The organism is Bradyrhizobium huanghuaihaiense (assembly GCF_025200885.1).
In the GTDB taxonomy this organism is placed as follows: Bacteria; Pseudomonadota; Alphaproteobacteria; order Rhizobiales; family Xanthobacteraceae; genus Bradyrhizobium; species Bradyrhizobium huanghuaihaiense.
Window position 1 is genome coordinate 4,899,345 of sequence record NZ_CP104172.1, and the last position, 23,941, is coordinate 4,923,285.

33 protein-coding genes are annotated in these 23,941 nt (G+C 63.2%); 16 read left to right on the forward strand and 17 right to left on the reverse strand.

Annotation, left to right across the window (positions count from 1 at the left end):
- Window positions 1–58: 58 nt before the first annotated feature.
- From N2603_RS23355 to N2603_RS23390, 8 genes are all read right to left on the reverse strand, one after another.
- Window positions 59–271 (reverse strand): hypothetical protein, encoded by a 213-nt coding sequence (locus N2603_RS23355; RefSeq protein WP_260384014.1) that lies wholly within the window; start codon window positions 269–271, stop codon window positions 59–61.
- A 2-nt stretch (window positions 272–273) separates the two neighbouring features.
- Entirely contained in the window at window positions 274–648 is a 375-nt protein-coding gene (locus N2603_RS23360) for a hypothetical protein (RefSeq protein ID WP_260384015.1), read from the reverse strand.
- Window positions 649–660: 12 nt separating this feature from the next.
- Complete coding sequence (locus N2603_RS23365; protein ID WP_260384016.1) at window positions 661–834, reverse strand: hypothetical protein; 174 nt, start codon at window positions 832–834, stop codon at window positions 661–663.
- Window positions 835–870: 36 nt separating this feature from the next.
- Window positions 871–1,815 carry a hypothetical protein gene (locus tag N2603_RS23370; protein ID WP_260384017.1) on the reverse strand — a complete coding sequence of 315 codons (945 nt, stop codon included), beginning with the start codon at window positions 1,813–1,815 and terminating at the stop codon, window positions 871–873.
- A 5-nt stretch (window positions 1,816–1,820) separates the two neighbouring features.
- Window positions 1,821–2,561, reverse strand: coding sequence for a hypothetical protein (locus N2603_RS23375; protein ID WP_260384018.1), 741 nt, complete (start codon window positions 2,559–2,561; stop codon window positions 1,821–1,823).
- Between the two features lie 196 nt (window positions 2,562–2,757).
- Window positions 2,758–4,107, reverse strand: coding sequence for an AAA family ATPase (locus N2603_RS23380; protein ID WP_260384019.1), 1,350 nt, complete (start codon window positions 4,105–4,107; stop codon window positions 2,758–2,760).
- A gap of 200 nt (window positions 4,108–4,307) precedes the next feature.
- A complete protein-coding gene (locus N2603_RS23385) occupies window positions 4,308–4,499 on the reverse strand; it encodes a hypothetical protein (protein ID WP_260384020.1) in 192 nt (63 codons plus the stop codon).
- The gene (locus N2603_RS23390) at window positions 4,499–4,696 is read right to left on the reverse strand and encodes a hypothetical protein (RefSeq protein ID WP_260384021.1); all 198 of its coding nucleotides are present in this window, start codon (window positions 4,694–4,696) and stop codon (window positions 4,499–4,501) included. The genes N2603_RS23385 and N2603_RS23390 overlap by 1 nt, the downstream gene beginning before the upstream one ends.
- A 120-nt stretch (window positions 4,697–4,816) precedes the next feature.
- On the opposite strand from N2603_RS23390, the gene N2603_RS23395 reads away from it, so the two are divergent.
- The 3 genes from N2603_RS23395 (at window position 4,817) to N2603_RS23405 (ending at window position 7,445) form a co-directional block, all read left to right on the forward strand.
- Complete coding sequence (locus N2603_RS23395) at window positions 4,817–5,272, forward strand: hypothetical protein (RefSeq protein ID WP_260384022.1); 456 nt, start codon at window positions 4,817–4,819, stop codon at window positions 5,270–5,272.
- Window positions 5,256–6,467 (forward strand): tyrosine-type recombinase/integrase, encoded by a 1,212-nt coding sequence (locus tag N2603_RS23400; protein ID WP_260384023.1) that lies wholly within the window; start codon window positions 5,256–5,258, stop codon window positions 6,465–6,467. Before N2603_RS23395 ends, N2603_RS23400 begins: the two co-directional genes overlap by 17 nt.
- Window positions 6,468–7,148: 681 nt before the next feature.
- A complete protein-coding gene (locus N2603_RS23405; RefSeq protein WP_260384024.1) occupies window positions 7,149–7,445 on the forward strand; it encodes a helix-turn-helix domain-containing protein in 297 nt (98 codons plus the stop codon).
- Between the two features lie 164 nt (window positions 7,446–7,609).
- Here N2603_RS23405 and N2603_RS23410 read toward each other — a convergent pair whose 3' ends face one another.
- Entirely contained in the window at window positions 7,610–7,732 is a 123-nt protein-coding gene (locus N2603_RS23410; protein ID WP_260384025.1) for a hypothetical protein, read from the reverse strand.
- A gap of 101 nt (window positions 7,733–7,833) precedes the next feature.
- On the opposite strand from N2603_RS23410, the gene N2603_RS23415 reads away from it, so the two are divergent.
- The 3 genes from N2603_RS23415 to N2603_RS23425 all read left to right on the forward strand — a co-directional run bounded on the left by N2603_RS23415 (window position 7,834) and on the right by N2603_RS23425 (window position 9,567).
- Window positions 7,834–8,505 (forward strand): hypothetical protein, encoded by a 672-nt coding sequence (locus N2603_RS23415; protein WP_260384026.1) that lies wholly within the window; start codon window positions 7,834–7,836, stop codon window positions 8,503–8,505.
- A 304-nt stretch (window positions 8,506–8,809) separates the two neighbouring features.
- A complete protein-coding gene (locus N2603_RS23420; protein ID WP_020607815.1) occupies window positions 8,810–9,028 on the forward strand; it encodes a hypothetical protein in 219 nt (72 codons plus the stop codon).
- Between the two features lie 317 nt (window positions 9,029–9,345).
- Entirely contained in the window at window positions 9,346–9,567 is a 222-nt protein-coding gene (locus N2603_RS23425; protein ID WP_026311818.1) for a hypothetical protein, read from the forward strand.
- A gap of 40 nt (window positions 9,568–9,607) precedes the next feature.
- On the opposite strand, the gene N2603_RS23430 is transcribed toward N2603_RS23425, so the two are convergent.
- Window positions 9,608–10,888 (reverse strand): hypothetical protein, encoded by a 1,281-nt coding sequence (locus tag N2603_RS23430; protein WP_260384027.1) that lies wholly within the window; start codon window positions 10,886–10,888, stop codon window positions 9,608–9,610.
- 123 nt (window positions 10,889–11,011) lie between these two features.
- On the opposite strand from N2603_RS23430, the gene N2603_RS23435 reads away from it, so the two are divergent.
- Window positions 11,012–11,239 (forward strand): DUF2171 domain-containing protein, encoded by a 228-nt coding sequence (locus N2603_RS23435; protein ID WP_018641838.1) that lies wholly within the window; start codon window positions 11,012–11,014, stop codon window positions 11,237–11,239.
- 199 nt (window positions 11,240–11,438) lie between these two features.
- Here the strand turns inward: N2603_RS23435 and N2603_RS23440 are convergent, their stop codons facing one another.
- On the reverse strand, window positions 11,439–11,591 hold the full coding sequence (locus N2603_RS23440; protein WP_018641837.1) for a hypothetical protein: 153 nt from the start codon (window positions 11,589–11,591) through the stop codon (window positions 11,439–11,441).
- A 287-nt stretch (window positions 11,592–11,878) separates the two neighbouring features.
- On the opposite strand from N2603_RS23440, the gene N2603_RS23445 reads away from it, so the two are divergent.
- Window positions 11,879–12,040, forward strand: a complete 162-nt coding sequence (locus N2603_RS23445) for a hypothetical protein (protein ID WP_260384028.1) — start codon at window positions 11,879–11,881, stop codon at window positions 12,038–12,040.
- Window positions 12,041–12,148: 108 nt separating this feature from the next.
- Here the strand turns inward: N2603_RS23445 and N2603_RS23450 are convergent, their stop codons facing one another.
- The 3 genes from N2603_RS23450 to N2603_RS23460 form a co-directional block, all read right to left on the reverse strand.
- Window positions 12,149–12,931, reverse strand: a complete 783-nt coding sequence (locus N2603_RS23450) for a hypothetical protein (RefSeq protein ID WP_260384029.1) — start codon at window positions 12,929–12,931, stop codon at window positions 12,149–12,151.
- Between the two features lie 194 nt (window positions 12,932–13,125).
- On the reverse strand, window positions 13,126–13,365 hold the full coding sequence (locus N2603_RS23455) for a hypothetical protein (RefSeq protein ID WP_260384030.1): 240 nt from the start codon (window positions 13,363–13,365) through the stop codon (window positions 13,126–13,128).
- Window positions 13,366–13,442: 77 nt separating this feature from the next.
- Entirely contained in the window at window positions 13,443–13,679 is a 237-nt protein-coding gene (locus tag N2603_RS23460) for a hypothetical protein (protein ID WP_018641833.1), read from the reverse strand.
- A gap of 267 nt (window positions 13,680–13,946) precedes the next feature.
- Here N2603_RS23460 and N2603_RS23465 point away from each other — a divergent pair, with 267 nt between their 5' ends.
- Window positions 13,947–14,294 (forward strand): DUF6481 family protein, encoded by a 348-nt coding sequence (locus N2603_RS23465; RefSeq protein WP_018641832.1) that lies wholly within the window; start codon window positions 13,947–13,949, stop codon window positions 14,292–14,294.
- 125 nt (window positions 14,295–14,419) lie between these two features.
- Here the strand turns inward: N2603_RS23465 and N2603_RS23470 are convergent, their stop codons facing one another.
- Window positions 14,420–14,662 carry a pentapeptide MXKDX repeat protein gene (locus tag N2603_RS23470; protein ID WP_260384031.1) on the reverse strand — a complete coding sequence of 81 codons (243 nt, stop codon included), beginning with the start codon at window positions 14,660–14,662 and terminating at the stop codon, window positions 14,420–14,422.
- 336 nt (window positions 14,663–14,998) lie between these two features.
- On the opposite strand from N2603_RS23470, the gene N2603_RS23475 reads away from it, so the two are divergent.
- Genes N2603_RS23475 through N2603_RS23485 form a run of 3 tightly spaced genes read left to right on the forward strand, consistent with a single transcriptional unit; the run spans window position 14,999 to window position 17,927 of the window.
- Window positions 14,999–16,021, forward strand: coding sequence for a TRAP transporter substrate-binding protein (locus N2603_RS23475; RefSeq protein WP_026311817.1), 1,023 nt, complete (start codon window positions 14,999–15,001; stop codon window positions 16,019–16,021).
- Window positions 16,018–16,572 (forward strand): TRAP transporter small permease, encoded by a 555-nt coding sequence (locus N2603_RS23480; protein WP_018641829.1) that lies wholly within the window; start codon window positions 16,018–16,020, stop codon window positions 16,570–16,572. Before N2603_RS23475 ends, N2603_RS23480 begins: the two co-directional genes overlap by 4 nt.
- Window positions 16,569–17,927 carry a TRAP transporter large permease gene (locus N2603_RS23485; protein ID WP_260384032.1) on the forward strand — a complete coding sequence of 453 codons (1,359 nt, stop codon included), beginning with the start codon at window positions 16,569–16,571 and terminating at the stop codon, window positions 17,925–17,927. Before N2603_RS23480 ends, N2603_RS23485 begins: the two co-directional genes overlap by 4 nt.
- A gap of 121 nt (window positions 17,928–18,048) precedes the next feature.
- Here the strand turns inward: N2603_RS23485 and N2603_RS23490 are convergent, their stop codons facing one another.
- A complete protein-coding gene (locus N2603_RS23490) occupies window positions 18,049–18,726 on the reverse strand; it encodes a GntR family transcriptional regulator (protein ID WP_260384033.1) in 678 nt (225 codons plus the stop codon).
- Between the two features lie 198 nt (window positions 18,727–18,924).
- Here N2603_RS23490 and N2603_RS23495 point away from each other — a divergent pair, with 198 nt between their 5' ends.
- The 4 genes from N2603_RS23495 (at window position 18,925) to N2603_RS23510 (ending at window position 22,821) form a co-directional block, all read left to right on the forward strand.
- Window positions 18,925–19,548, forward strand: coding sequence for a TRAP transporter small permease (locus N2603_RS23495; RefSeq protein WP_425248926.1), 624 nt, complete (start codon window positions 18,925–18,927; stop codon window positions 19,546–19,548).
- Window positions 19,548–20,813: a TRAP transporter large permease gene (locus N2603_RS23500; RefSeq protein ID WP_260384034.1), complete on the forward strand. Its 1,266-nt coding sequence runs from the start codon at window positions 19,548–19,550 to the stop codon at window positions 20,811–20,813. Before N2603_RS23495 ends, N2603_RS23500 begins: the two co-directional genes overlap by 1 nt.
- A gap of 24 nt (window positions 20,814–20,837) precedes the next feature.
- Window positions 20,838–21,821 (forward strand): TRAP transporter substrate-binding protein, encoded by a 984-nt coding sequence (locus N2603_RS23505; protein ID WP_260384035.1) that lies wholly within the window; start codon window positions 20,838–20,840, stop codon window positions 21,819–21,821.
- A 73-nt stretch (window positions 21,822–21,894) separates the two neighbouring features.
- The gene (locus tag N2603_RS23510) at window positions 21,895–22,821 is read left to right on the forward strand and encodes a dihydrodipicolinate synthase family protein (RefSeq protein ID WP_260384036.1); all 927 of its coding nucleotides are present in this window, start codon (window positions 21,895–21,897) and stop codon (window positions 22,819–22,821) included.
- 207 nt (window positions 22,822–23,028) lie between these two features.
- Here the strand turns inward: N2603_RS23510 and N2603_RS23515 are convergent, their stop codons facing one another.
- Window positions 23,029–23,940 (reverse strand): hydroxymethylglutaryl-CoA lyase, encoded by a 912-nt coding sequence (locus N2603_RS23515; RefSeq protein WP_260384037.1) that lies wholly within the window; start codon window positions 23,938–23,940, stop codon window positions 23,029–23,031.
- Window position 23,941: the final 1 nt, after the last annotated feature.

Below are 23,941 nucleotides of genomic sequence, written 5' to 3' on the forward strand. Positions count from 1 at the left end.
CTGGACGAGCCGGATGCCTCGTCCCTCCGCACTGCTTCACAGCCCATGGAGGACCCGCTCACCGGCGGAAAACCCTGTTGCCCTGCGGATCGACCGCCGGCCTGATGTTGCGTGCCGAGATGGCCATGATCTCAAGGGCCGCCTTGACAGAGAGGTTCGTCTCGGTGGCCAAGTGAGTGGCAAGCGACTCTTGGTCCGCGGCCAAGGGTGAGCTGAGGATGGCCTTCGTGCGGTCGTCGACGACCTGCTCGGGGCTGGATACTTGCACCATGCTCAAGCCCCTGCGCGCGCGGATGCTGCAGACAGCCGGACAACACTTGCGCCCTCTACGAGACGAGGCGTCCATTCCGTGACGTTGCCGCCGCCCATAGAGGCGTAAATGTTTTCGGCCGCCCGTGTGGCCGCCTCCTTCAGGAGCTCGTCCCTGAAGACTGCGGCCCGGCGGACCGTCGAATGCTTCCGCGGCGCGACCGGACCAGAAATGGTCAAAATGTTGTCGACCATCCTTCGGCACAGCGAACAGCCAAACAGCTCGAGGCCTCCGATCACACAATCGAAATACGCGACGATATTAACCCGAAGTTTTGGGAGGAAGATTGGCCGGGACACCCGGGTCATGCTCGTGATTTGAAATGCTGGCGCCGTCATGCTGCAACTCCCTTAGCTGAAGTAGCCGGCTTCCCGGCCGTGCTGCTGAGCTTCCTGCCGGCGCCGCGCATAGATCGCAGCCGCGTCAAGGCTCGGACGGCTTACCGCCACCGAGGGAGGCTGAGTGGTGGCGCGCGCCTCGCGGGCCGCCCGGCGGGCTGCGTAGACCTGAGAAGCGGATGGCATCGTTTGGGTCATCGTCGATCCTTTGGATGGGTTGACTTAGGCCGCCTTCTCGGCGGGCTGCTTACTGCGCTGCGCCGCCTCCCAAGTCTTCAGTGACTCGACGTCATCGAAGACTGGGGAGACCATCTCCAGTTCTGTGCGGATGTCCGGTTCTGGATCGTTGCTGGTGTACGCCTCGACGCGATCGAGCTCACTGAGCACGCCCTGAGGCGAGACGTAACGCATCGGCGTCCAACCACGGGGGCCGCCCTTGAGACCCGGCAAGGAGAGCACCTGTGCCAAGGAGGAATCGCCCCTCGAAGGAATCCAGTCGGCAAACGTAATGACGTCGAAGTACTGCCGCTTGGTGATGTGCGTAGTAGTCGCCGTGGTGTACGGGCCGCCCTGGGTAGACAGAGACGCGGTGCCGTCGCCATTGTCTCGGATCCGACGGGCGATCTCTTCGTCGTAAGGTCGGCCACTCGGGTGGACCCAGAGCAGTTCGCGTTTTCGTGAAATCTCTCGACGCGGAACCGTCGGAGCACTCAAAACGGCGATCTCGAAAGACGATATCCGCTCGCCCTCGGGAAGCTGCTGGTTCAGAACCTCTCTGGCGATTTCCGCCTCCGCCATCATGCGCATCGCCTTGCGCAATTCCTTCGTTGCCCCGGCGATGGCACGTTGCATTTGCTCCTGCGCCGCCGATCCCATTGAGTGCACGCGGGCGAGGTTATCCTTCCGCTCCTTTTCCGCCGCCGCGGCTTTGGCTTCCGTCAAAGCATGGTCGGCGCGGCGATGCGCGGCTCGAGCTTTGACGAGCCGGATTTCGGCGATGTTCTTGATGTCGACGAGATCGCCGATCTGGTCATCGGACAACTCGATCGGCGGTGCTTCCATCGATTGGACCGCATTGGCGAACGCAGCCTCAGCGGCAGCAAGTTCGCTCTGCGTCTCCTGCGCTTTTGCTTCGAGGTTGGCGATGGATGTTTTCGGTACGGCCATGCAAATCACTCCAGCTTCGTTGAGCGTGATGATGCATGGATCAGCCCGCGGTTCTTATGGCACAATGCCTCATTATTTTTTTCGCGATTGTGCCGCCGATTGAATTTGACCACCCTATTACCGATAGCGTCGACCAACGGCAGCGGCGCCCCACTACGGCCCTTGAACTCAGAAAAGCCCAGGTCGGCCCACGCCGCCGCAACGAAGTCGACGAACGGCCCGCTGGCGCCGCCGGGGGCCGGCCGGTTCGTGTGCCGCGTCCAAATGCGCGCAAGTCGCTCGATCAGTGCCGCCGCTAACCGATCCTGTTCTGAACCGCCACCGCCGGTCCGGCGGATGTAGTTTAGATTGGCCTCCAACGATTCGAGCGCCTCGGCGAAATCCCCTGCTTTTCGAATAGCAGCCCCGATCGGCTCGCCGCCGCTCCTGGATGTTGTGCTCCTCGCGAGTCCTTCTGGGTCCCAGCGAGAGAGTTGCCGAGCCAAAGGCAATGTTTTGCGGATGAGATTCAGAGCCCGCTTGCCTTCCGCCGCGATCTTCCGATCTTCCCGGCGGACCACCAGCAAGTTTTTGGAATAGGCAGCAGCAGCGGCCACATCCTGCCGCAGCGCCGCCGCGTCGACCCGGAAAAATCCAGCGAATGCGTCGACTGCCCGCGACGCCTTAGCATCCGCGCACCACTGCGGCCCGAGTTCGGCATCGGCCTCGATCGCCACGGCGTGCAGATCCGACAGCACCGAGTTCATGGCGCAGCCCCTTCCGGGCGGTGGAAGCGCCAGCGGCCACCCAAGGCCGCGTTGGGCGCTTCCAACGCACTGGGGTTATAGGGGGTTGGAGAACACCCGTTGGAAGGGGTGTTGGAAGCTGTTGGAAGATTGTCGGCATACAAGTTGGTATAGGCGTTGGAACGGCCCGGAGAGCGTTGGAAGGGCGTTGGAAGGGTCATGCCTCCACCCTTTCGATATGCTGGCGCCGCTTGCTGGCGGGTCCGGTTTCGACCGTCCTGACCTTGCCAGCGCTGAACAGGCGCTCCATCGCGCGGCGGAAAGCCTCTGCCGTGACATCGCCGGCTTCGGGATCGTCAGCGAACTCGGACGGCGCGCTGCCCTTGGCGTTCTTGGCGTGAACCGGCCGTCCCTGCGCGAGACGCTTGTCGAGTAGACGCAGGAACAGCTCGTCGACCTCCCGATCGGCCGCTGCCCGGTGCGGTGACGATGCGCCGAGCGTGTCAGTCACGAAGGTGAGCCCGCCCCAGCGCAGCGTGATCTTTTCGCCGCTGCGGCCATAATTCGACTTCTTGACCTCGAGCTGGCGGATGTCCTGGTCCTCCTTGTCCGGATCGGAAAGGTGGAGCATGGACCGCACCGAGTTACGCCAATCGACGCTGTTGGCCGTCCCCGAGCCGTCCGACATTCCGCGGACGCTTGGATGGTCGAGCAGCACGATCGCGACGTCGTGATCCCTTGCGAGTTTTCGCAGCATCGCGAGGAAGGCGCGAACCTGCCTGCGGGCAACCGCCTCGCCATCGAAGACCGCAGCGATGGAATCGATGACGACAAGGCGAGGCTTGTTCTCAGCGACCCAGCTTTCTAACGCCAGAAACAGCGCGGTCTTGATCACGCGCCCGAAACGGTCGACCGTAACAAGCCAAGTATCTTCCAGGTCCGGGAAGTGCAGATGAAGATCAGGGATTGTATGAGGATCAATGCCGCGATGCTTGCAAATGCGTTCGATGCGCTCCCTGATGTTCCCTTCCGGCTCCTCACATGACAAAAACAGCGCTGGACCGCTTTCGATGACGCAGCCAAGCCAATCGCCAAGGGCCGCCGCGAGATAGACCAGCAGCTGGACGATCATTTCCGTTTTGCCGGCTCCGCCGTTTCCGGAGAATAGAGTTAGATCGCCGGATGGAATGCGGCATGTGGCGAGCCAGCGTTGGGTAGGTTGCTCCGTGCCCTTCCAAGCCGCCGGAGTGACGGTGATCAGGCTCGGGGGAGCAGCGTCGATTTCCGCCGCAGGTGCCTGGATGTTGGTGGCGCTCCGGGCAATATCCATAATCTCGGCTTCTCGCTCCCCACCGGGCTCGCCGGACAGCCCGTGCATTTGGGCGACCTCGTAGATCTTGTCGACCACCACAGCCGCATTAAGCCAACCATCGCCCACGAACGGGCGAACGGTGTCAGCAGCCTTACGGAGCGCGGATAGCCGGTCATCCCGCGCGGCAATCGCCACATCTCTGGCGACGTTCCTGAGTGCTCGCTGAGCTTCGCTGATGGGTCCCGGCGCGTTCATCGGCGCACCTCCACACCGCGTCCCGTCATCGCGCCCCCCAAACGAGGTGAGCAATCGTCGCGGCTGTCGCAGGCGGCAGAAAGAACAACCTTGCCAAACGCCGCTGTTGAATTTCCGCGGGGGTCGTGGCAATTTCTTCAGGCTTTGCGAGCACTGTTGAAATTGCGATCGGGTCGCCTGCCAAGGCGGCCCGTTCTGCATCAGGGGGCAATGCGCACCTCCCTCAACGTCCTGAAATGCCGAAACCTGACAGCCTCTTTCGGCTCAGGAGGTTCGCCGGACGCGATCTTCGACGCGAACAGCCGTGTTGGAAACGGGCCTTTCGTGATGTCGCCGGAGACGATTTCGAAAAGGCCGTCGTCGCGCTCTTGAACTTGAAAGTCCGGGACCATTACGCGGCCTTCCCGGCGGTGATCTTGGCGTAATGTTCGACCAGGACACGCTTCGATGCGATCCACTGGTTTCCCTCTTTCCCGCCAGGCAGGGCGCCCGTAGCCAATTTGTGGTAGGTGGCCCGCGCATCTTCGTTGATGAAATTCGCGATATTTTTCACCCCGCGCAAAATGTCGTTGGCTAGGTCTGCATTCATCTACCCTTCTCCTTGGATAACGAAGCTTATTCACTATTTTCGATATAAGACCGAAATTTTCATTGTGCAAGTGGAAGAGCTTCGTTATCCTCTACCAATCTTTTCAAGGGGATTGGCGTAGTGACAACCTATTCAGTGAGCGAGATCGCCGAAAGGATCGGCAAGCCGGGCGAGGATCAGCGGGTCGTCGGCGACAGGATCCGTAATTGGACCCGCGAGGGCCTGCTCAAACCCATCGGGGAGAAAAACCCGGGCACAGGTCGAAGCCGTCTGTATCCAGAAGTTGCCTTGTTTGAGGCAATCGTCCTGTCGGCGCTTACCGAGTCTATCGGCCTCCAGGTCGTGAAGGTTCATGGTTTTCCGGAGATGTTCCGGCACGTTCGCGAATATTTTAAGTCGCAATCGAAGAGCAACACGCTGCTCGTGATCGGGCGCGATTCGCGGGGGGATGCTTACGTCAGTTTGACGAGCCCTGAGAAGCTCGGGAAGTACATTGCAGGCAGCCTCACGGTCGACGCACACATTGTGATCAATCTCGGACAGCTAAGGGAGAGGTTGCATGGCGACCGTCCGTAAGCGCAGGCTCCCTTCCGGTCTCATCCGTTGGCAGGCTGGGTACGTCGATGGTGCCGGCGAGCGCCGGTTCAGGATGTTCGCCCGCAAGGCCGATGCCGAGGCATGGCTGGTTGAGACGCGTCACGACGTCTCCCGCGGTATCCACACGCCGGGCAGCCTTTCACCGACAGTGAAGGAAGCTGCCGCCCTCTGGATCAAGCGCTGCGGCGAGAAGCGCTTAGAGCCGATGACCGTTAAAGGATACGAGGAGCATGTAGACTTGCACATCTTGCCCTTTATCGGCGCCAAGAAGCTTTCGGAAATCACGGTCCCGGCCGTCAACGGCTTCGCCGATCAGCTGCGCGAGGCTGGCCGATCAGCCGAGATGATCAAGCGTGTTGTGCGGTCGCTTGGTGCCATCTTCAAGGAGGCCCGCCGACGTGGGTTGGCGAACACCGCGCCGACTCAAGGGATCGAGCTCGATCTACCCGATCGGGAAGATCCGAGGCCGGTCATTCCGACCAAGTCCGAGTTGCAGGCGATCATTGCGAAGGCGCAGGGGCGGTGGCGCCCGGTGATCCTGGTCGCGATCTTCTGTGGACTCCGCGCGAGCGAACTCCGCGGCCTTCGCTGGGCTGACGTTGATTTCGAGGCTCGTCAGATCAACGTAAACCAGCGCGCCGATGCGTCACACCGGATCGGCAAATTGAAATCCAAGGCCGCCTATCGATCAATCCCCTGCCCGCCGATCGTGCTCAACGCGCTGCGCGAGTGGAAGCTCCTCTGCCCGAAGCGCGATACTGGGAAAACGGATTCCGCCGGCGAGCCCGTGAAGGTGCTCGATCTTGTTTTCCCCAACGGCCTCGGGAAGGTCGAATCCCACTCAAACCTGCTCGAGCGCGGCCTTGACCCTATCTTGGTGGCTGCCGGCCTCACAGAAACGAGGCCGGTGCTGGACAAGGCCGGCAAGCCCGTTCTGGACGCCGCCGGTAACGCGGAGACCATGGCGGCGGGCAAGTACGGCATGCACTCGCTGCGGCACGCCTGCGCCTCTCTATGGATCGAGAACGGCTATAACCCGAAGCAGATCCAGCGGCTGATGGGCCACAGCTCAATCAAGGTGACGTTCGACGTCTACGGCCACTTGTTTGCCGATGCCGAGGCCGATCAACGCGCAGCCGAAGGCGTGGAATTCCGCCTACTCGGGAAGACGTGAGGCCGCCCAATCTGAGCGACCTCTGGGTCTAAGCTGGTGTCTTGCGGGTGTAGCTGGCTCTAGCGGGGGGTCGGGGCGTTGCTCGGCGAGTTTGGCTGGCATACCGCCTTCAGGCCGATCGTTGCTCCTACAATCGCTGCATTATGCCACGATTCGCGCGGCGCAACACAGCGGCAACACGAGCGCCCCAAGCCGTTGATATTGCTCGCGCTCCAAAAGATTTCTACTCCGCGGGTTGCAGGTTCGAGTCCTGCCGGGATCGCCAAGAAATTCCAAGAAGTCCCTGTGAAATAAGCATATTTTGGATTACGCTAAAATCGAAATCTCTCAAAAATCAGAACTGTAAGCCGGTGCAAGCCGGTATTTGAGCGCCCAATTCCCGGAAAAATTACCGAACCGATTCCACCGGCGCCGATGCTGCAGTAAGAGCCGCTCGGATCATGCTGAAATGATTCGTCAATCCCCCACCTTGGCATTTGATAGAGTAGCGGAGTTCTCATCCGTGGGTTGCCGCAGATAAAACGGTGCAGAAACAGCCACTTAGGCTTCAGCACCCTTTGGTTGATGACAAGGCCGCAGCCCCCTATAGTTGCCGCCATACACGGGGCGTGAAACTTGTCTTCTGAAATTCGGAATAGGCAGAGTGGGTCGGCTGGCGGGCTCCGATTATCGGGTAGTGTTGTGTCAGGAAATTCCGAACTTCAATTGCTCGCAGAACGTCTCAGGCGCACCCGCGAATCGATGAAGCTTAAGCAAGCCGATTGGTGCCGCTTCGTCGGGATCGGGCCGCAAGCTTGGAACAATTACGAACGTGGGATAAATCGAATTTCCATAGATCAAGCGATCAAGGTGTGTGTGGCCACAGGAGTTTCGCTCGATTGGATCTATCGCGGCCAACTATCCGGACTGCCGATCGAACTTGCTACGACGCTGCAGGGAAAGATCGTGAAGAAAAGCAACCGGAACGTGGGAGATTGACCAGGACTCGTGGTTAAGACTCGCAACGGACAACGTATTCGCCCCTCACCTATGAATAGGCACACGGTTTTCGGTGGATAGAGCCGCGGCGGCTTTGTGGCCGCGCGGGATCTCGAGGCGAGCAAGAGCCGACCGTGCAAGGCCAACTGGCTATCAAGAAAGGCTCAGCGCCAGAAGTGCGGAGCGACAAGCATGCCCACAATGACGATCGCTGCAAGGATCGCCATCCAGCCCTTTGCGTCGAAGTCGAAGCCAGGGCCTTTGAAACGTAGCTGGTGGTCGGACATTGGCGCGAGGTTCTCCATAAAAGGAAATCATCGCGGCCGCCCTTCGGGCATACGTTCTTCGCTGGGATCGCGCAAGGTGGCGCGGATGGCCTCCGGATTCAGTGGAAAAGCCGATTGCAGGCCTGTTTCGGCGGCCACGTGGGCCTCTCGACAACCGAAAGGCCGACGTGCAACCTGAAGGCTATGACCGAGCCAGCGCCCCACCAATCTACGAGGTTCTCAAGGACTTCCAGCCGACCCTTGCGGCCGTGATTGCCTTGCTCGCCGCGTCGCTGGCCTATCTGACAGCAACTCAAAAAACTCGACTTGATCGACGTCTTGCCGAACGCGAACTGGCGTACCGAAAGCTCGGCATTCTGACGCGAGCCCGTTATGAGGTCAGATTGATTGTCCTCATGGCCATTTACCTCCCCAAGTCCACGAGGCAGCTCGACACCATCCTTATGAGTGGGGCCAAATTTGAGCCTCGGCAGCGAGCGCTCGACACTGCCACCCGTCACTTCAGGAACACGCCTCACCTCGACGATCTCTGGCAAAACCTGCAATACTTCCCACAGACGCTCGCGCGAGACGTCGACGAACTGCGGAGAAGACTGTTCGCTTTGTCCGGCACGTTGGACCCGGTGCTGTACCGGACGCTCCCCGATGCGGGCCGCGGCCCGGAACTCATCGCCAGCCGCGGCGGCGAGGTCGAGAAGATCGCAGATTCCCTGCTCGTGGAGTTCGACCGCATTATCGAAGGAACCGAAGCCGAGCTCGCCCGCCACCGGTAAAATCCCCGACCGGCTATCCGGCAACGCCGACGACCTCGGCAGCGCCGACCTGGCGGTCAGCTGCGCGAGGGCGGCCTCGAGCCGGTCCCGAAAAATTCCCGAACCGAGCGCCCCGAGCTACTTATCCCGTTGAAGCACAAGCGGGTTTTGCCGCCTGGCTAAATTGTTTCTACTCCGCGGGTTGCAGGTTCGAGTCCTGCCGGGATCGCCACCGAAATACCGTTGGCAATCAAAGACATTTGGCCGCGCGGTTGCTTGGCCAGCAGTTGCCGTGCTAGACGCCTGCTCGGAATCAGACTGTGGCATGGGAATGCGTGAAGCGAGTATCGAGCGGGGAAGCGTCGGCCATTGGGGGTACGCGCTGCTGTACCTTGCAGGATTCGCGATGATCGCAGGTCTGATCAAATTCGGCGCCGACTACTACCTTTTGAAGCAAGACTTCAAGGCGGTTCAGTGCAGCGCGGCGTACTGGAAAGCGCAGGCGCTCGGGCACCATCCCAAGCCCTGCCCGGTCTCGCCGTGAGCTGAAGCGAAAGCAGCCGCCGATCAGAACGAAAAAGCTCGCCGCCGTCGTCTGCCATCCCAACACGGCAGCAAAAGACCGCCGAGAGTGAGCGACAGCAGCGCGATGACAACGTCGCGGTCAGGACGCCGAGCAGGCACCCGCTGACGTCACGCTGCTCGTAAAGCAGGCAAGGCGCGGGCTTCATCGCAGCGACACCTTCACGAACGCGTGGGTACCCTCGCCCAGACCTTTCAACTGAACAGACGACCCCTATCTACGCGTCGGGCGACGTGCGCCCGAAAAGGACTCCGATGCCGCCAACTGAATGGACGAGAATGGCTATCGCATCTGCGGTTGCCGTGATCGCTATGGCGTTTCTGGCAATCGACGCTGGCGTGGACGTCAACTCAGGCATGATTGCAAAACGCATCGAAACGGCGCGGGCTTCCATCACGGACGCGGCCGCCAGTCAGCATCAGCTCGCCTTTGCCGTTCAGGCGTGGGCGCGTCGCGACCACCAGAAGCCTCACCCGGAAGAATGCCTGGCGATCGATTGATCCAGGCGCACGGCCCGCGGCTATTGACCTAGCCGCGCATTCATCCGTCCCCACCCGCCTGCTCGTGCGTCCGCCACCACTCGGCGACCGCCGCCGCCAGATCATTCCACAGCTCGGTCGGCAGATCCGGGACCGCCACCCGGACGCTGTACTCGTCCGTCGTCGCATTGTGAAACCATTCGGTCGCGGCGAAGTCGAAACCGAAGCTGCCGGCGTGGCGGATCGGGAAGCCATCCCGGCCGAGATCTCGGCTCATCGCGTCTGCGGCCTGCCGCGCGCCGGCTTCATCGAGGGGACGCCTGCTGCGGAGCGTAACGTAGAGGCCGTGGGTGAAGTGGAGCTCGGCCGCGAGCGAGGCAAGCTCACGCGAGAAAAGTCGGGCCGCATGGCGGCCATTGCGCAAGATGGCTGCGACGCGCCGCTTCGTTAAGGCCCAATAGTCCGCCGTGCCAACAAACGGAGGGAAATGTGCCGGCAGCGCCGCGCCGCCGAGAAGGCGGACGGCATCGCGCGTCTCCGCCGCGAGGCGTTCGGGCATTGCGCCATTCGTCGGCGCGCCCTCCTCGCTCCAGCGGACGAATACCGCGGAGCCGAGCCGGCCGTATTCCGCCCCGAGCGAATCCAGCTTGGTGTGGCTTCGCACCATCACCACGGGGATTCCGCTTCGCCTTGCCCAGCGCAAGACACGCCGGATGCGACCCGACCGGCCGGCAAAGCATGTTGTGTCGAAGATCAGGAGATCGAGACCAGAACCATCGCAGCGTAGCGCTGCTTCGAACGCGCCGGCCGAGACGCAGGAATCCAGCAGAAGTATTCGCGGCGCGCCGGCGCCAGCCAAGGATAGCGGCAAGCTCAACGTGACGAGCCGCAGCTCCGGGACGAAGCGCTCGATCAGCTCCAGCGTCTCGCCGTAGGAGCCCGGCAGAACCAGGATCTCAGCCCTGGCGACGATCCGGGTGGCGGCAAACAGCAGCGCCGAGATCGCGGCCATGCCGGAGCCGGTATAGATCGTCTCGCTGCTGCAGCCGGGCTCGCGTTCGTAGAACGAGGGACCGTTCACCTTCAGATCCGCACGCTGATAGTCGTAGCTGAAGGTGAACGGACCGCTGGTCGGAGACGCCGTGGCCGACCAGGAGGTCTCCGTCGCCTTCCAGTCGTGCAGTGCGTGCTCGGCGCGCAGCGCGGCGGTCAGCTGGAATTTCGCCCTGATGACCTCGTCCACCGAGCGCGGACACGGCACGGGCCGCGGGCTGCTCAGGCAGCCATTCAGCAACCTGAGCTCATCGCGCTTCCGCTCCAGATAGGCCTTGATGGTCTCCATATGACGCTTGTCGGCTGCAACTCTCCTTCAACGTTCGGCGCGCCTTTGGGGTCCAAACTGCGGCGCGCTGCGCGGAGCAACGAACAGCCGTCTGCATCGTTGAGACTGCGAAAGGAGGACATCATGCCGAAAATCAGGGAACACATGAAGATCATCGGCAAGGACGGTGTGCATGTCGGCACCGTCGACCGCCTCGAGGGCAACCGGATCAAGCTGACGCGCAAGGACAGCCCGGAGGGCCACAAGGACCATCACCACTACATCGACACGAAATATATCGGCGCGATCGAGGGCGATGTCGTCAAGCTTTCGGTCAATGCCGACGCGGTCCCGAAGTCGGAAGCTGCGTGACAACACAGAGCCCTTCGGCGACGTTTCGTTTGTTCACGATCCGACTCCGCTTCGTTCGCAAAGCACGAATCGCGACCGCGAAAATCAGCGCTGCGCAATCGTTAATATGGAATTGTCGTAGCGCTGATCGCGCGTGCTTCCTCGGTCACGCGCCCGGGGCGAACACGAGCGCGAGATTGCCGATCACGAAATGAGATCGCTACTCCGTCGGCTCATCGTCGCGCCGCTCGCGGGCAAGCTGATGCCAGGCGATGGCGAGCTCGATCAGTCGTTGCCGGTCGGCGCCTTCGGCCGCTGCGGCGCGCTTCATTGCGGCCTCGGCCTCGTGCTGCGGGTCGTACTTGTTGCACATGAGTCCGATTTTAGCCGCTCGATCTGGACAAGTGCGTGGCAATTTCGTCCGTATGATTGCGGAGGACCGACGTTGTTATGAGCGATTCAAGCACGCTTTGATTGTGGTACCAGAGAAGTTGCACTCGCGGTTTCAGACGCTCTCCGGCGCCGGTAAACGGAGGCGGCTTCATTCCGATCTGTGAATTGCCTCACAGCCTGCGCACGGCCTCTCGCGCTAAACAGCACTTCAGCGCTGCCAAGGGAGCGTGCCAAGGGAGCGCGAGACGGCGTGGGAGGTCTCCCGTCATGACACAGGAAGCAACCGCTGAAGCCAGGGTTCCGACACAACGACAGAGGTCCGACCTGTTCGGCATCGTGTGCCTTGCGACGATCGGTCTCGTGACGCTGGCCTGGATCGCAGGCCTGGTCTGGGGCGCGATGGCGTTCTTCAATTGGCTGGTGTCCTGACACGGCAGGCGGTCAGCCCTCGTCCGCGCGCAACTGGATCGACCGGCACGAAAACAAAAGAGGCGGGCCTTTCGCCCGCCTCTTCGGTTTCAGATCCTGCGCAGAAGCTCAGTAGCACGCGCGCGGATCGGCCTGCACATACTGGCCGTTCGGATAACGGTAGTAGCAATTGCCCTGGGCCACGTAGTAGCCGGGGCGCGAGGCTGCCGTGGCGCCGGCGATCGCGCCGGTGGCGCCGCCGATCACCGCGCCTGCGGCTGCACCCGTGGCGTTACCCGAGATCAGGCCGCCGAGCACGCCGCCGACAATAGCACCGCCCAGCGCGCTTGCGCCGGGATCGGCCGGCGGCGGCGGAGGTGGCGGCTCGTAAGCGACCGGAGGCGGCGCCGGGGCATAGGCCACCGGCACGTCGTCGTAATAATCATCCGAGATGTAGGCGGGCGGACCGGCCATCCGCTGCGGATAATAATACCAGACGCCGCCGACGTCCCACCACCAGCCGGAGCGGCCGTTGCGGACCTCGTGGCGCCAGCGCCCGCCATCCCAGGCGCGATTGCCGCGATAGGCGTGTCCGCCCCAGTCGCGCTCCGGCGCGGGGCCACGCGCGTAGTTGCGGCCGGGCGGTGGGCCGCCGGCATGGTGCGGGCCGGGACCGGGGCCGCCAGCGTGCGGCTGGCCGCCGGGCTGCTGCGCGGGCCGGGCGGCCTGCTGCGGCGGCGGACCCTTGCGCATGTTCTGATTGGTCTGGGGCGGCGCGCCGGCGCCCTGCCCGGCCGGTGGCGGGCCCGCGTCCCTGGGCGGCCTGGCTTCCTGCGCCTGCGCCGAGACTGCGAGCAATGACATGGCCGAAACCAAGGGAATGATGATTGTCTTGCGACTGGACGCACTCATGCGTGCTTGACCCCCTACTCTCTCGCTTGCCGTGGTCCCGCGCGCGATAGACGATTCGCCTCGCGCCGGGGTGATGCCGGCTGACATGACTGACCTGCTTGATCGGCCAAGTGATCGGCCAAGTCCCGTTACAAATGGTTAAGATCACGGCAATTTTTCGGCCCAGGGGCCGCGGCGGGTCGTGTCGAGCGCCGCTAACGCGCCGGTTCGATGACGTTGCAATTGCTCCGCCCCGACATCAGGCAATCCTGCATCTTGCTGGCCGAGGTGAGATCGCGGGCGAGCCACCAGCCGATTCCGAGGATCAGAAGCGCGATGATCAGGCCGGCAATGGCGCCGCGGCGGTTGTCGCCGGGTTGAGGCCTTGTGGGTTGAGGCCTTGGCGGAGATTTGGGCTTCTCGCCCGGTTCGGGCTTGGACGCAGGGCTCGACATGACAACCTGATCGCACGGGGTGAGCCCGCTTTATCACCTCTGCGACGTGGCGTCACATCCCGGCCGGACCTTCCGGCTCAGCCCCGGGTCTGGCGGATCGCATCCTTGCGCGAGGTTTCGACAGCCGGGATTGCCTCGCGGGCCCGCGGTGCGCAGGTCGTGAGCACGAAGGCGGTCTGGCTGCACTCCCAGTCGGCGCCCAGGACGGTGTTCTCGATCGGTTGCGGACGGGCAAACAGCAGTGCGGCACCCGCCAGCACCGCCACCACGAGGATGAGCGCGAGCGCCTTGAGGCTCAGCCGAAAGATGGTCATGCCCGTGCTCCGTCTCGAATTGGGGCGGACGCTAGGCGTTGCGTCAGGACGCCCACTATGAGGGACATCACAATTCGGCAGTTTTTCGGGGCTACGAGAGATCGTCGGGGGAGCGATTTTTCGTCTACCTGATCGGCTGCGATTATGGGTGGCTTCGCGACGCGCGCCGATGTACACGCTTCTGCGTCGCGTTGCGCCTGCTATGCCCAGCCGACGTACCAACAGGCAGTGATGTAGGATTGAAAGCGAGGAAGACAAGGCTCGTCGATGAGTGGATTCAGGGAACCAGGCTTTTCCGACCGGCAAAAGGCCGCGCAGGAAGCACGCAAAAATCTTTTGAACAAATTCAAGTCGCAGCCGGGCCCCGACGATCCGGCGGTTGCCGCGCGCCGTGCTGAACGCGAGGCTCTCGCGGCCAAGCGCTCCGAGGCAAAGGCTGCGCGCGAGGCCGAAAAGGCCGAGCAGAAGCGTATCGCGGAGGAAGCCGCAGCGGCGGAAGCCGCGCGCGTCGCCCGCGAGGCCGAGGAAGCGGTCGCCAGACAGGCTGAACTCGAGGCCGAGCAGAAGGCGAAGCGCGACGCGCGCTACGCAGCCCGCAAGGCCAAGCGCAAGTAAGCTTCGCGGCTCACGTTCATTTGAATTTGAACTGAGACATCACTTTTCGGGGCGGTCCGCGTGACCGCCCCGAACTTTCGGGCGCGCGCGTCCGCCTGACGCAAACGCCGCGACGATGGCGAAGATCAGTTCTTCTTCATCATCCCGTCGTCTTTCTTCATCCCGTCCTTGGACATGTGATCCTTCTTCATGCCGTCGTCCTTGGACATGGCATCCTTCTTCATGCCGTCCTTGGACATCGTGTCCTTTTTCATCATGCCGTCATCCTTGCCCATCTTGTCCTGGGCAAAAGCGGCCGGCGACAGCGCGAGGCCAAGCGAGAGAACGGCAGCCGAGACGCCGAGCGCGATACGGGTAGGAATGGTCATGGATCATCTTCCCTTCGAAATGGTGTTTGTCAGCGACGAACGCCGCTAATTGATCTCGACGGATCGACCGCCGGAGTTGTTACGGCCGCGCCGATAAATTTCTCCGGGCCGCGCATTCGCCGCAATCGCATCTGCGGTATCGGGCCTTCATCCGGAGCAGCAGGACGGCAAGTGTGCAGCGCAGCACGACCGGCCCTTGCCGCGGCATTCGGTCTCGAACTATCAGATGAGAGAACATCGCCTCGAAGACCGGCTAGGATGGGCCCGAACGCCGGTCTGAAGAGACCCGACCCAAATCACACCAACAAGAACAGAAACGTTCAAGGGGATCACACCATGATTACGCGCCGCCATCTGATCGCGACCGCCGTCGCTGCACCCGCCATCTTGCGCTTCGGTACCGGGACCGCGCATGCCGCCACCACGCTGAAGATCTCGCATCAATTCCCTGGAGGCACCATCGACAAGGGCGATTTCCGCGACCGTCTCTGCCGTATGTTCGCCGCTGAAGTCAGCAAACGCAGCAATGGCGACATCGCCGCCGAGATCTATCCGAACTCCTCGCTGATCAAGACCAACGCGCAGTTCTCTGCGATGCGCAAGGGCGCGCTCGACATCTCGCTCTATCCGATGCCCTATGCCGGCGGCGAGCTGCCCGAGACCAATATCGGCCTGATGCCCGGCCTCGTCACCACCTACGACCAGGGCCTGCGCTGGAAGAAGGAGCCGGTCGGCAAGGCGCTGACCGACTTCCTCGCCGACAAGGGCATCATCCTGCTCACCTGGGTCTGGCAGGCCGGCGGCGTCGCCAGCCGCTCCAAGCCGATCGTCGCCCCCGAAGATGCCAAGGGCATGAAGGTGCGCGGCGGCTCGCGCGAGATGGACATGGTGCTGCAGACCGCCGGCGCCTCGGTGCTGTCGGTGCCGTCGAACGAGATCTACGCGGCGATGCAGACCGGCGCCTGCGATGCCGGCATCACCTCCTCCACCAGCCTGATCTCGTTCCGCCTCGAAGAGGTGGCAAAGTGCCTGACATCTGGCGCAGGCGCCTCCTACTGGTTCATGCTCGAGCCCTTGATGATGTCGAAGGCGATCTTCGACAAGCTGCCGAAGAACCAGCAGGACGTCCTGCTCACCGTGGGTCAGGAGCTCGAAGCCTTCGGCCGCAAGGGCGCGCAGGACGACGATGTCGAGGTTGCCAAGGTCTACGAGAAGGCCGGCGCCAAGGTCTCGGTGCTCGATGCCGCGACCGTCGGCAAGTGGCGCGACATCGCTCGTGACACCGCCTGGAAGGATTACGGCGCCAAGACCGCAACCTCGGCCAACCTGCTCAAGCTTGCCACCGACGTTGCGGCATGAGCCACGGTCCGCTTCCGGATCGTGACGACCAGACGAGCGCAGCCGCAGGGTCGGGCCCCGCGGCGGCGATCGATCGCGGTCTCGCCGTCCTCAACAGCATCATCGTCGTGTTCGCCGCGATCGCGCTGGTCGCAGCCTGCGCCATCCTGAGCTACAGCGTGCTCAGCCGCGCGCTGTTCAAGGCCGCCAATTACTGGCAGGACGAGGCCGCCGTGTTCCTCTTGGTCGGCGCCACCTTCATGACCGCCGCCTATGTGCAGCAGAGCCGCGGTCACATCGGCATCGAGGCCTTTGTCGGCCTGCTGTCGCCGCTCGCCAACAGGGTTCGGCTCTGGCTGGTCGACGCCGCTACGTTCCTGTTCTGCGCCTTTTTCACCTGGAAGTCCTGGACGCTGGCCCACGAGGCCTATGTCGATGGTCAGGTCTCGAACTCGATGTGGTCGCCGCCGCTCGCCATTCCCTATTCGCTGATGGCGCTCGGCATGAGCCTGCTCTGCGTCCAGATTCTCGTGCAGCTTGCGCTGCCCTTTACTGGAGGCCGGCGGCCATGAGCGTTTTCGGCATCGGCCTCGCCTACGGAATCGCGACGCTGGTCATCATGTTCTCGGGCATGCCCATAGCTTTTGCCTTGGGCGCGGTCGCGGTCGTGTTCATGGGCATCTACATGCCCACGGCCTCGCTCGATACGGTGACGCAGAACGTCTACGAGGAAATGGCCTCGATCACGCTGCTGTCGATCCCGCTCTTCATCCTGAAGGGCGCGGCGATCGGCAAATCGCGCGCCGGCCAGGATCTCTACTCGGCGCTGCATGCCTGGCTGCATCGCGTCCCCGGCGGCTTAGGGGTCGCCAACGTGTTCGCCTGCGCGCTGTTCGCGGCGATGGCGGGCTCCTCGCCGGCGACCTGCTCGGCGATCGGTTCGGCCGGCATCCCCGAGATGCGCAAGCGCGGCTACTCCGGCGGCTTTGCCGCAGGGATCATCGCCGCCGGAGGCACGCTCGGCATCCTGCTGCCGCCGTCCATCACCATGATCCTGTTCGCGGTCGCCGCCGAAAAGTCGCTGGGGCGGCTCTTCCTCGCCGGCATCGGTCCCGGCCTCTTGCTGGTCACCCTGTTCGGCGCCTATGCCGTGATCCGCTTCCGCCAGGAATACAAGGCGGCTGAAGCAATCTACAAGAACGGCGGCCCGGAAGCTCCGATCCTGCAGCGCGACGAGTACACTCTCGCCGAACGCTTCAGCGTGCTGCCGCGCGTCATTCCCTTCGTGCTGCTGCTGACCGGCGTCATGATCGCCCTCTATGGCGGCTATGCCACGCCGTCGGAGACCGCCGGCCTCGGCGGCCTCCTGGCGCTGGCGCTGATCGCTGCGATCTACAGCGTGTGGCGGCCGAGCGACCTTGCGCCCATCATGAAATCGACGATCCGGGAATCGACCATGCTGATGATGATCATCGGCATGTCGCTGCTCTATTCCTACGTGATGAGCTATCTGCACATCTCGCAATCGGTCGCCGAATCCATCGTCGCGATGCACCTGCCGCGCTGGGAGCTGCTGTTCGCGATCCTGGTCATGGTGGTCGTGCTCGGCTTCTTCCTGCCGCCGGTCTCGATCATCCTGATGACGGCTCCGATCATCCTGCCGCCGCTCCGCGCCGCCAATTTCGACATCATCTGGTTCGGCGTGGTCATGACCATCGTGATGGAGATGGGCCTGATCCATCCACCCGTCGGCCTCAACATCTTCGTCATCCGCAACGTCGCGCCGGATATTCCCCTGCGGGAGGTGATCTGGGGCACGCTGCCGTTCGTGCTGCTGATGATGCTCGCGGTGCTGCTGCTGTGCTTCGTGCCGGGGATTTCAACCTGGCTGCCGGATCTCGTGATGGGGCCGGACGGGAGCAGGTAGCGGCAACCACAACTGTTGTAGGATGGGTAGAGCGAAGCGAAACCCATCGTCTTCCCGAGCGGGCGGAATTGATGGGTTTCGCTTCGCTCTACCCATCCTACGGGCGCAGCGACGAACCTACTCACTCTTTCCGCCGCGCCTTCGGCGCGTTCGCCACCACCTGCAGCAGATCCTTGCGCACGGCCTCGATGTGCCGCTCCAGGAACCGGCAGGCCTCCTCGACCTTTTCCGCACGGCAGAGCGCGATCAGCTGGGCGTGCTCCTTCTCGGCAGTGCCCATCGCTTTCGTATTGGAGAGCTGCAGGCGCGTGTAGCGGTCGCTGGTCTGCAGCAGTGACAGCACGATCGCGCGGGTGCGCGGCTGCGGCGCGTGAACGTAGAGCGCCATGTGGAAATCGGCGTTGAGCTGGCCCCATTCGCTGACATTGCGCGCCTTGATCGCCTTCTCGAAACTCTTGTGGATGTCGTCGAGTCCGTCGAAATCCTCGGCAGTGAAACGCGGCGCCGATTGCGCCAGCAATCGCGGCTCCAGGATGCGGCGCAGGTCGAAGACGTCGTTGATCTCATCCAGTGACAGCTCCGAGACGATGGCGCCCTTCTGCGGCACGATCCGCACCAGCCCTTCAGCCTCGAGCTGGAACAGCGCCTCGCGCACCGGGATGCGGCTGACGCCATAGGCATCCCCAAGCGCGTCCTGGCGCAGCTGCGATCCCGCCGGATAGGTGCCGTCGAGGATCGCCTGCCTGAGCTGATCGACAATCGCAGCCGACAGGGTGCGATGCTTCAGAGGCTGTTTCATCTGACGTTCCGTCCCTGCTTCCGACTCGTCCGTCCCAGGCGGTCCCTGTCTTGCATGTTGAGCTGCCCGGCAAAAGCCAGAGCCCAGCAAAAGCGCGTCCTGCCGCCGAAATGACCGCAATTCCCGTTTGACACCCCAAATGTATAAATTATACATTTGGCAATCGCACGACAAATCTTCGGGGGTTGGGGCCTCTTCATGATCGAGCAGACCATGCCGGCCACGCGCGCACTCAGCCTCCGACGTACGGTCGTCCGGATGTCGAGCGCCCTGCTCGCCTTCGAGCGTCTGGCGCTGATGGGCCTGATGTACCTGCTCACCGGCCTGATCCTGGTGAACGTCGTCACCCGCTACGCGCGTTTCCCGGTCTACTGGATCGATGAATCCGCGGTCTATTGCGTGGTGTGGCTCACCTTCATCGGGGCGTCCGCGATGACGCGGCTGCGGCTCGACTTCGCGGTGACGATGCTGACGGAGCGGCTTTCGCCGCAGCACCAGAAGATCGCCAAGGTGATCTCGACCGGCCTCGTCGTCGTGTTCGGCGTAGCCTTGACCATCACCTGCGTGCTCTGGATGGACCCGGTCGGGCTCGCGCGCGCCGGGTTCGACGGGCGCAAGCTCGCGGCCGAAACCTTCAACTTCCTCTACACCGAGCACACCCAGACTCTGAACTGGCCGACCTGGGTGCTTTATCTGACGCTGCCGATCTTCGCGGTGTCGATGACCGTGCACGGCCTCGCCAATCTCCTCGAAGATCTCGAGCTGGTCCCGCGCACGCCGCCGAAGGGTTTTCAGCTCTCCGAGCTCGACGGGGTCAACTGATGGTCACGTCCGCCGCCTTCGTCGCGATCATGCTGGTCGGCGTGCCGATCGGGCTCTGCCTGTGCCTTGCCGGCCTCGTCTACATCGCCGCCTCGGGCAATCCAGTGCTGTTCCAGTCCTATCCGCTCCAGTTGTTCGGCGGTGTCGACAGCTACGGCCTGATCGCGATTCCGCTGTTCATCCTGATCGGCGAGATCATGAACGGCGGGGGCATCACGCGGCGCATCGTCGACATGGCGATGGCCTTCGTCGGCTCGCTCAAGGGCGGGCTCGCCTACGTCAACATCCTCGCCAACATGTTCATCTCCTCCATCCTGGGGTCGGCGACCGCACAGGTCGCGATCATGGCCCAGATCATGGTGCCGGAGATGGAGAAGAAGGGCTACGACAAGACCTTTGCGGCTGGCCTCACCGCCTATGGCGGCATGCTCGGCCCGATCATCCCGCCCTCGGTGATGTTCGTGGTCTACAGCGTGCTGGCGCAGGTCTCGGTCAGCGACATGCTGATCGCCGGCATCGTGCCGGGCGTCATCCTCACCGTGATGTTCTGCCTCGTCATCGCGCTTATGGGATACATGTACAACTATCCCCGCGCCGACTATCAGACGCCGCGCCAGCGCCTGATGACGATCCTGCGGACCTCGCCGACGCTGCTGATCCCGATCGTCATCGTCGGCACGATCCTGAGCGGCCTCGCCAACGCCACGGAATCCGCCGCTGTCGGCGCAGTCGCCGCGGCGCTTGTCGGCAAATACTGGACGAAGGAATTCGAGTTCTCACAGTTGCCGCAAATGATGCTGCGCAGTGGCATTTATTCGGCGATCGTGCTGTTCCTCGTTGCCGCCGCGGCCGTGTTCTCCTGGGTCCTGATCTTCGGCAAGGTGCCGCAGGAAACCGCCGGCTGGATTCAGTCGGCTGCCAAGGATCCGGTCAGCTTCATGCTGATCTGCAACGTCATCCTGCTGATCATCGGCACGGTCATCGACGGCATTCCCGGCCTGATCATGACGGTGCCGATCCTGCTGCCGGTCGCGACCGACGTCTATCACATTGATCCCAGGCATTTCGGCGTCGTGGTGGTGATCAACCTCGTGCTTGGCTTGCTGTCGCCGCCGGTCGGGCTCTGCTTCTTCGTCGCGGCCGCCGTCACCGGCGCCAAGCCCGGCAAGATGTTCATGGTGACGCTGCCGTTCTTCGTCATCTCCTGCGTCCTCCTCGTGCTGCTCTCGCTCTACCCCTCGCTCTCGCTGATCCTCGTCAAATAGGCCCATCCAAAAGGAAGCCCGACCATGCCGCTTTCACGCCGCCGCTTTCTCGCCGCCAGTGCCGCCGCATCGGTGTTCGCGCCCTCGCTGGCGCTTGCCCAGGCCAAGGAATTTCGCCTCGGGCTGATCACGCCCAACGGCCATTCCTGGAACAAGGCCGCGCTTAAATTCGGCGATGAGCTCAAGGCCGCAACCAACGGCCGCCTGACCCTGACCGTGTTCCACTCCGGCCAGCTCGGCAACGAGCCCGCGATGATGCAGCAATTGCAGTCCGGTGCGCTCGACATGGGCTTCATCCAGGCCGCCGAGCTCGGCTCGCGCGTGCCGCACATCGCGGCGATCAACGCGCCCTACATCGTCCGCTCGACGCCGGCGGTGGCGAAATTCGTCCGGCATCCGGCGGCCGTCAAACTGTTCGAGGTGTTGCCGCAGGAGACCGGCACGATCGGCCTCGGGTGGGGCATCACCGGCATGCGCGCGGTATTCTCCTCCAAGGACCTGAACACGCTCGCCGACATCAAGGGCATGAAGCTGCGCATCAACCCGACGCCGGTCTATCGCGATTTCTATTCCTCGCTCGGGGCTGCGCCGACGCCAATCCCGACGCCGCAGGTGTTCGACGCCATGGCCAACGGCCAGGTCGACGGCCTCGAGGCCGATCTCGAATTCTCCTGGAACCAGCGCTTCGACAAGGTGTCCAAGGTCATTCTCCAGATGAACGCGGTCTTCATGCCGATGGCCGCGGTCGTCTCCGGCCGGGTCTGGCAGTCGCTGCCCGCAGCCGACCGCGAGCTGATCACCAAGACGATCAAGACGACGCTGGATGCGCAGATCGACGAACTCGCCGGCAACGAGCCGGCGCTGATCGAGAACTTCAAGAACGCGCCGATCCCGATCCGCCAGGTCCCCGCCGGCGACACCGAAGCCGTCATCGCCGAGTTCGACAAGATCTGGTTGCCCAAGGCACCCGTCCTCGCCGAGCTCCGCAAGATCGGCGCGACGCTCTGATCCCATCCGCCATCCCTTTCACAACTGCCGGCGGCTCCAGCCCCCCGCCGGCATATTTACCTGGAGTCAAACCATGAGCCGCCGCGTTGCCTGGGAAGGCGTCTTCCCGGCCGTCACCACCCAATTCCACGACGATCTCTCACTCGACATCAATGCCACCGCCAAGGTGATGGACGGATTGATCCGCGACGGCGTCTCCGGTCTCATCGTCTGCGGCTCGGTCGGCGAGAACACCTCGCTGGAGCGCAAGGAGAAGGTCGCGATCATGGAGACGGCGAAGTCGGTTGCGGCCGGCCGCGTGCCAGTGCTGTGCGGCATCGCCGAATTCACCACGGCCTTTGCGGTCGAGACCGCCAAGGAAGCCGCGCGCGTCGGCATCGACGGCGTGATGGTGATGCCGGCCCTGGTCTACTCGTCCAAGCCGCACGAGACCGCCGCGCATTTCCGAGCCGTCGCCAGTGCGACCGACCTTCCGGTGATGCTCTACAACAATCCGCCGATCTACAAGAACGACGTCACCCCCGACATCCTGGCCTCGCTCGCCGATGTCGAGACCGTGGTGTGCTTCAAGGATTCCTCCGGCGACACGCGGCGCTTCATCGACACCAGGAACATGGTCGGCGACCGCTTCGTGCTGTTCGCAGGCCTCGACGACGTCATCGTCGAGAGCGTCGCCATGGGCGCCGTGGGCTGGGTCTCCGGCATGTCGAACGCCTTCCCGCGCGAGGGCGAGACGCTGTTCCGCCTGGCCAAGGCCGGCCGCCTGGCCGAGGCGATGCCGCTCTACGAATGGTTCATGCCGCTCTTGCATCTCGATGCCCGCCCGGACCTCGTCCAGTGCATCAAGCTGTGCGAGCACATCATGGGCCGCGGCACCGCGCTGACCCGCCCGCCGCGCCTGGCCCTGCTGCCGCAGGAGAAGGCCGAGGTCGAGGCCATGATGGTCAAGGCGCTGAAGAACCGGCCGCAGCTGCCCGATGTCGGGCTGAAGGCGGCCTAGGCCGAGGTTTCGTAGGGTGGGCAAAGCGTAGCGTGCCCACCACCTGCCGATGATTGCGAAAGATCGTGGGCACGGCGCTTCGCGCCTTTGCCCACCCTACGGCAGCTCTCTCAGTCGTCATTGCGAGGAGCTCTTGCGACGAAGCAATCCAGACCGCCTCGATGGAAAGACTCTGGATTGCTTCGCTGCGCTCGCAATGACGGAGAATTACGTCGCCGCTCGCTTCTTCTTCGCATTCAGCGCAGATGCCACGCGGCTCACCGGCGGCTTCCCCAGCACGCCGCTCATCGCGTTCGTCGCCGCCAGCAGCTTCTCCATATTCACGCCGGTCCTGACGCCCATGCCTTCGAGCATGTAGACGACATCCTCGGTCGCGACATTGCCGGTCGCGCCCGGCGCGTAGGGACAGCCGCCGAGCCCGCCGGCGGCGGCGTCGATGACGCGGACGCCCTCCTCCATCCCCGCGTACAGGTTGGCGAGCGCCTGGCCGTAGGTGTCGTGGAAATGCATCGCGAGTTTTGCGGGCGGGACGTTGGCGCTGACTGCGCGCAACATTTCTTTCGCCTTGCTTGGCGTGCCGACGCCGATGGTATCGCCGAGCGAGATCTCGTAGCAGCCGAGATCCCACAGCGTGCTCGCGAGATCGGCGACGGCCTTCGGCTTGATCTCACCGTCGAACGGGCAGCCGAGCACGCAGGAGATATAGCCGCGCACCTTCACGCCGTCGGCCTTGGCGCGCGCCAGCACCGGCTTGAACCGCTCGATGGACTCCGCGACCGTGCAGTTGATGTTGGCACGCGAAAACCCTTCGGAGGCTGCCGCGAACACCGAGACCACCTTAGCGCCGGCGGCGCGCGCGGCGTCATAGCCCTTCTCGCTCGGCACCAGCACGTGGAATTCGGCGCCCTTGATGTGGCTGACGCCCCGCAGCACGGCATCGGAGCTTGCCATCTGCGGGATCGCCTTGGGCGAGACGAAGGCGCCGACCTCGACCGTATCGAGACCGGCCCCGACCAGCGCCTCGATGAAGGCAATGCGGGCCTCGACGGTGACGGGCGTCTTCTCGTTCTGGAGGCCGTCGCGCGGCCCCATCTCGATGATGCGGACAGGATCGCTCATG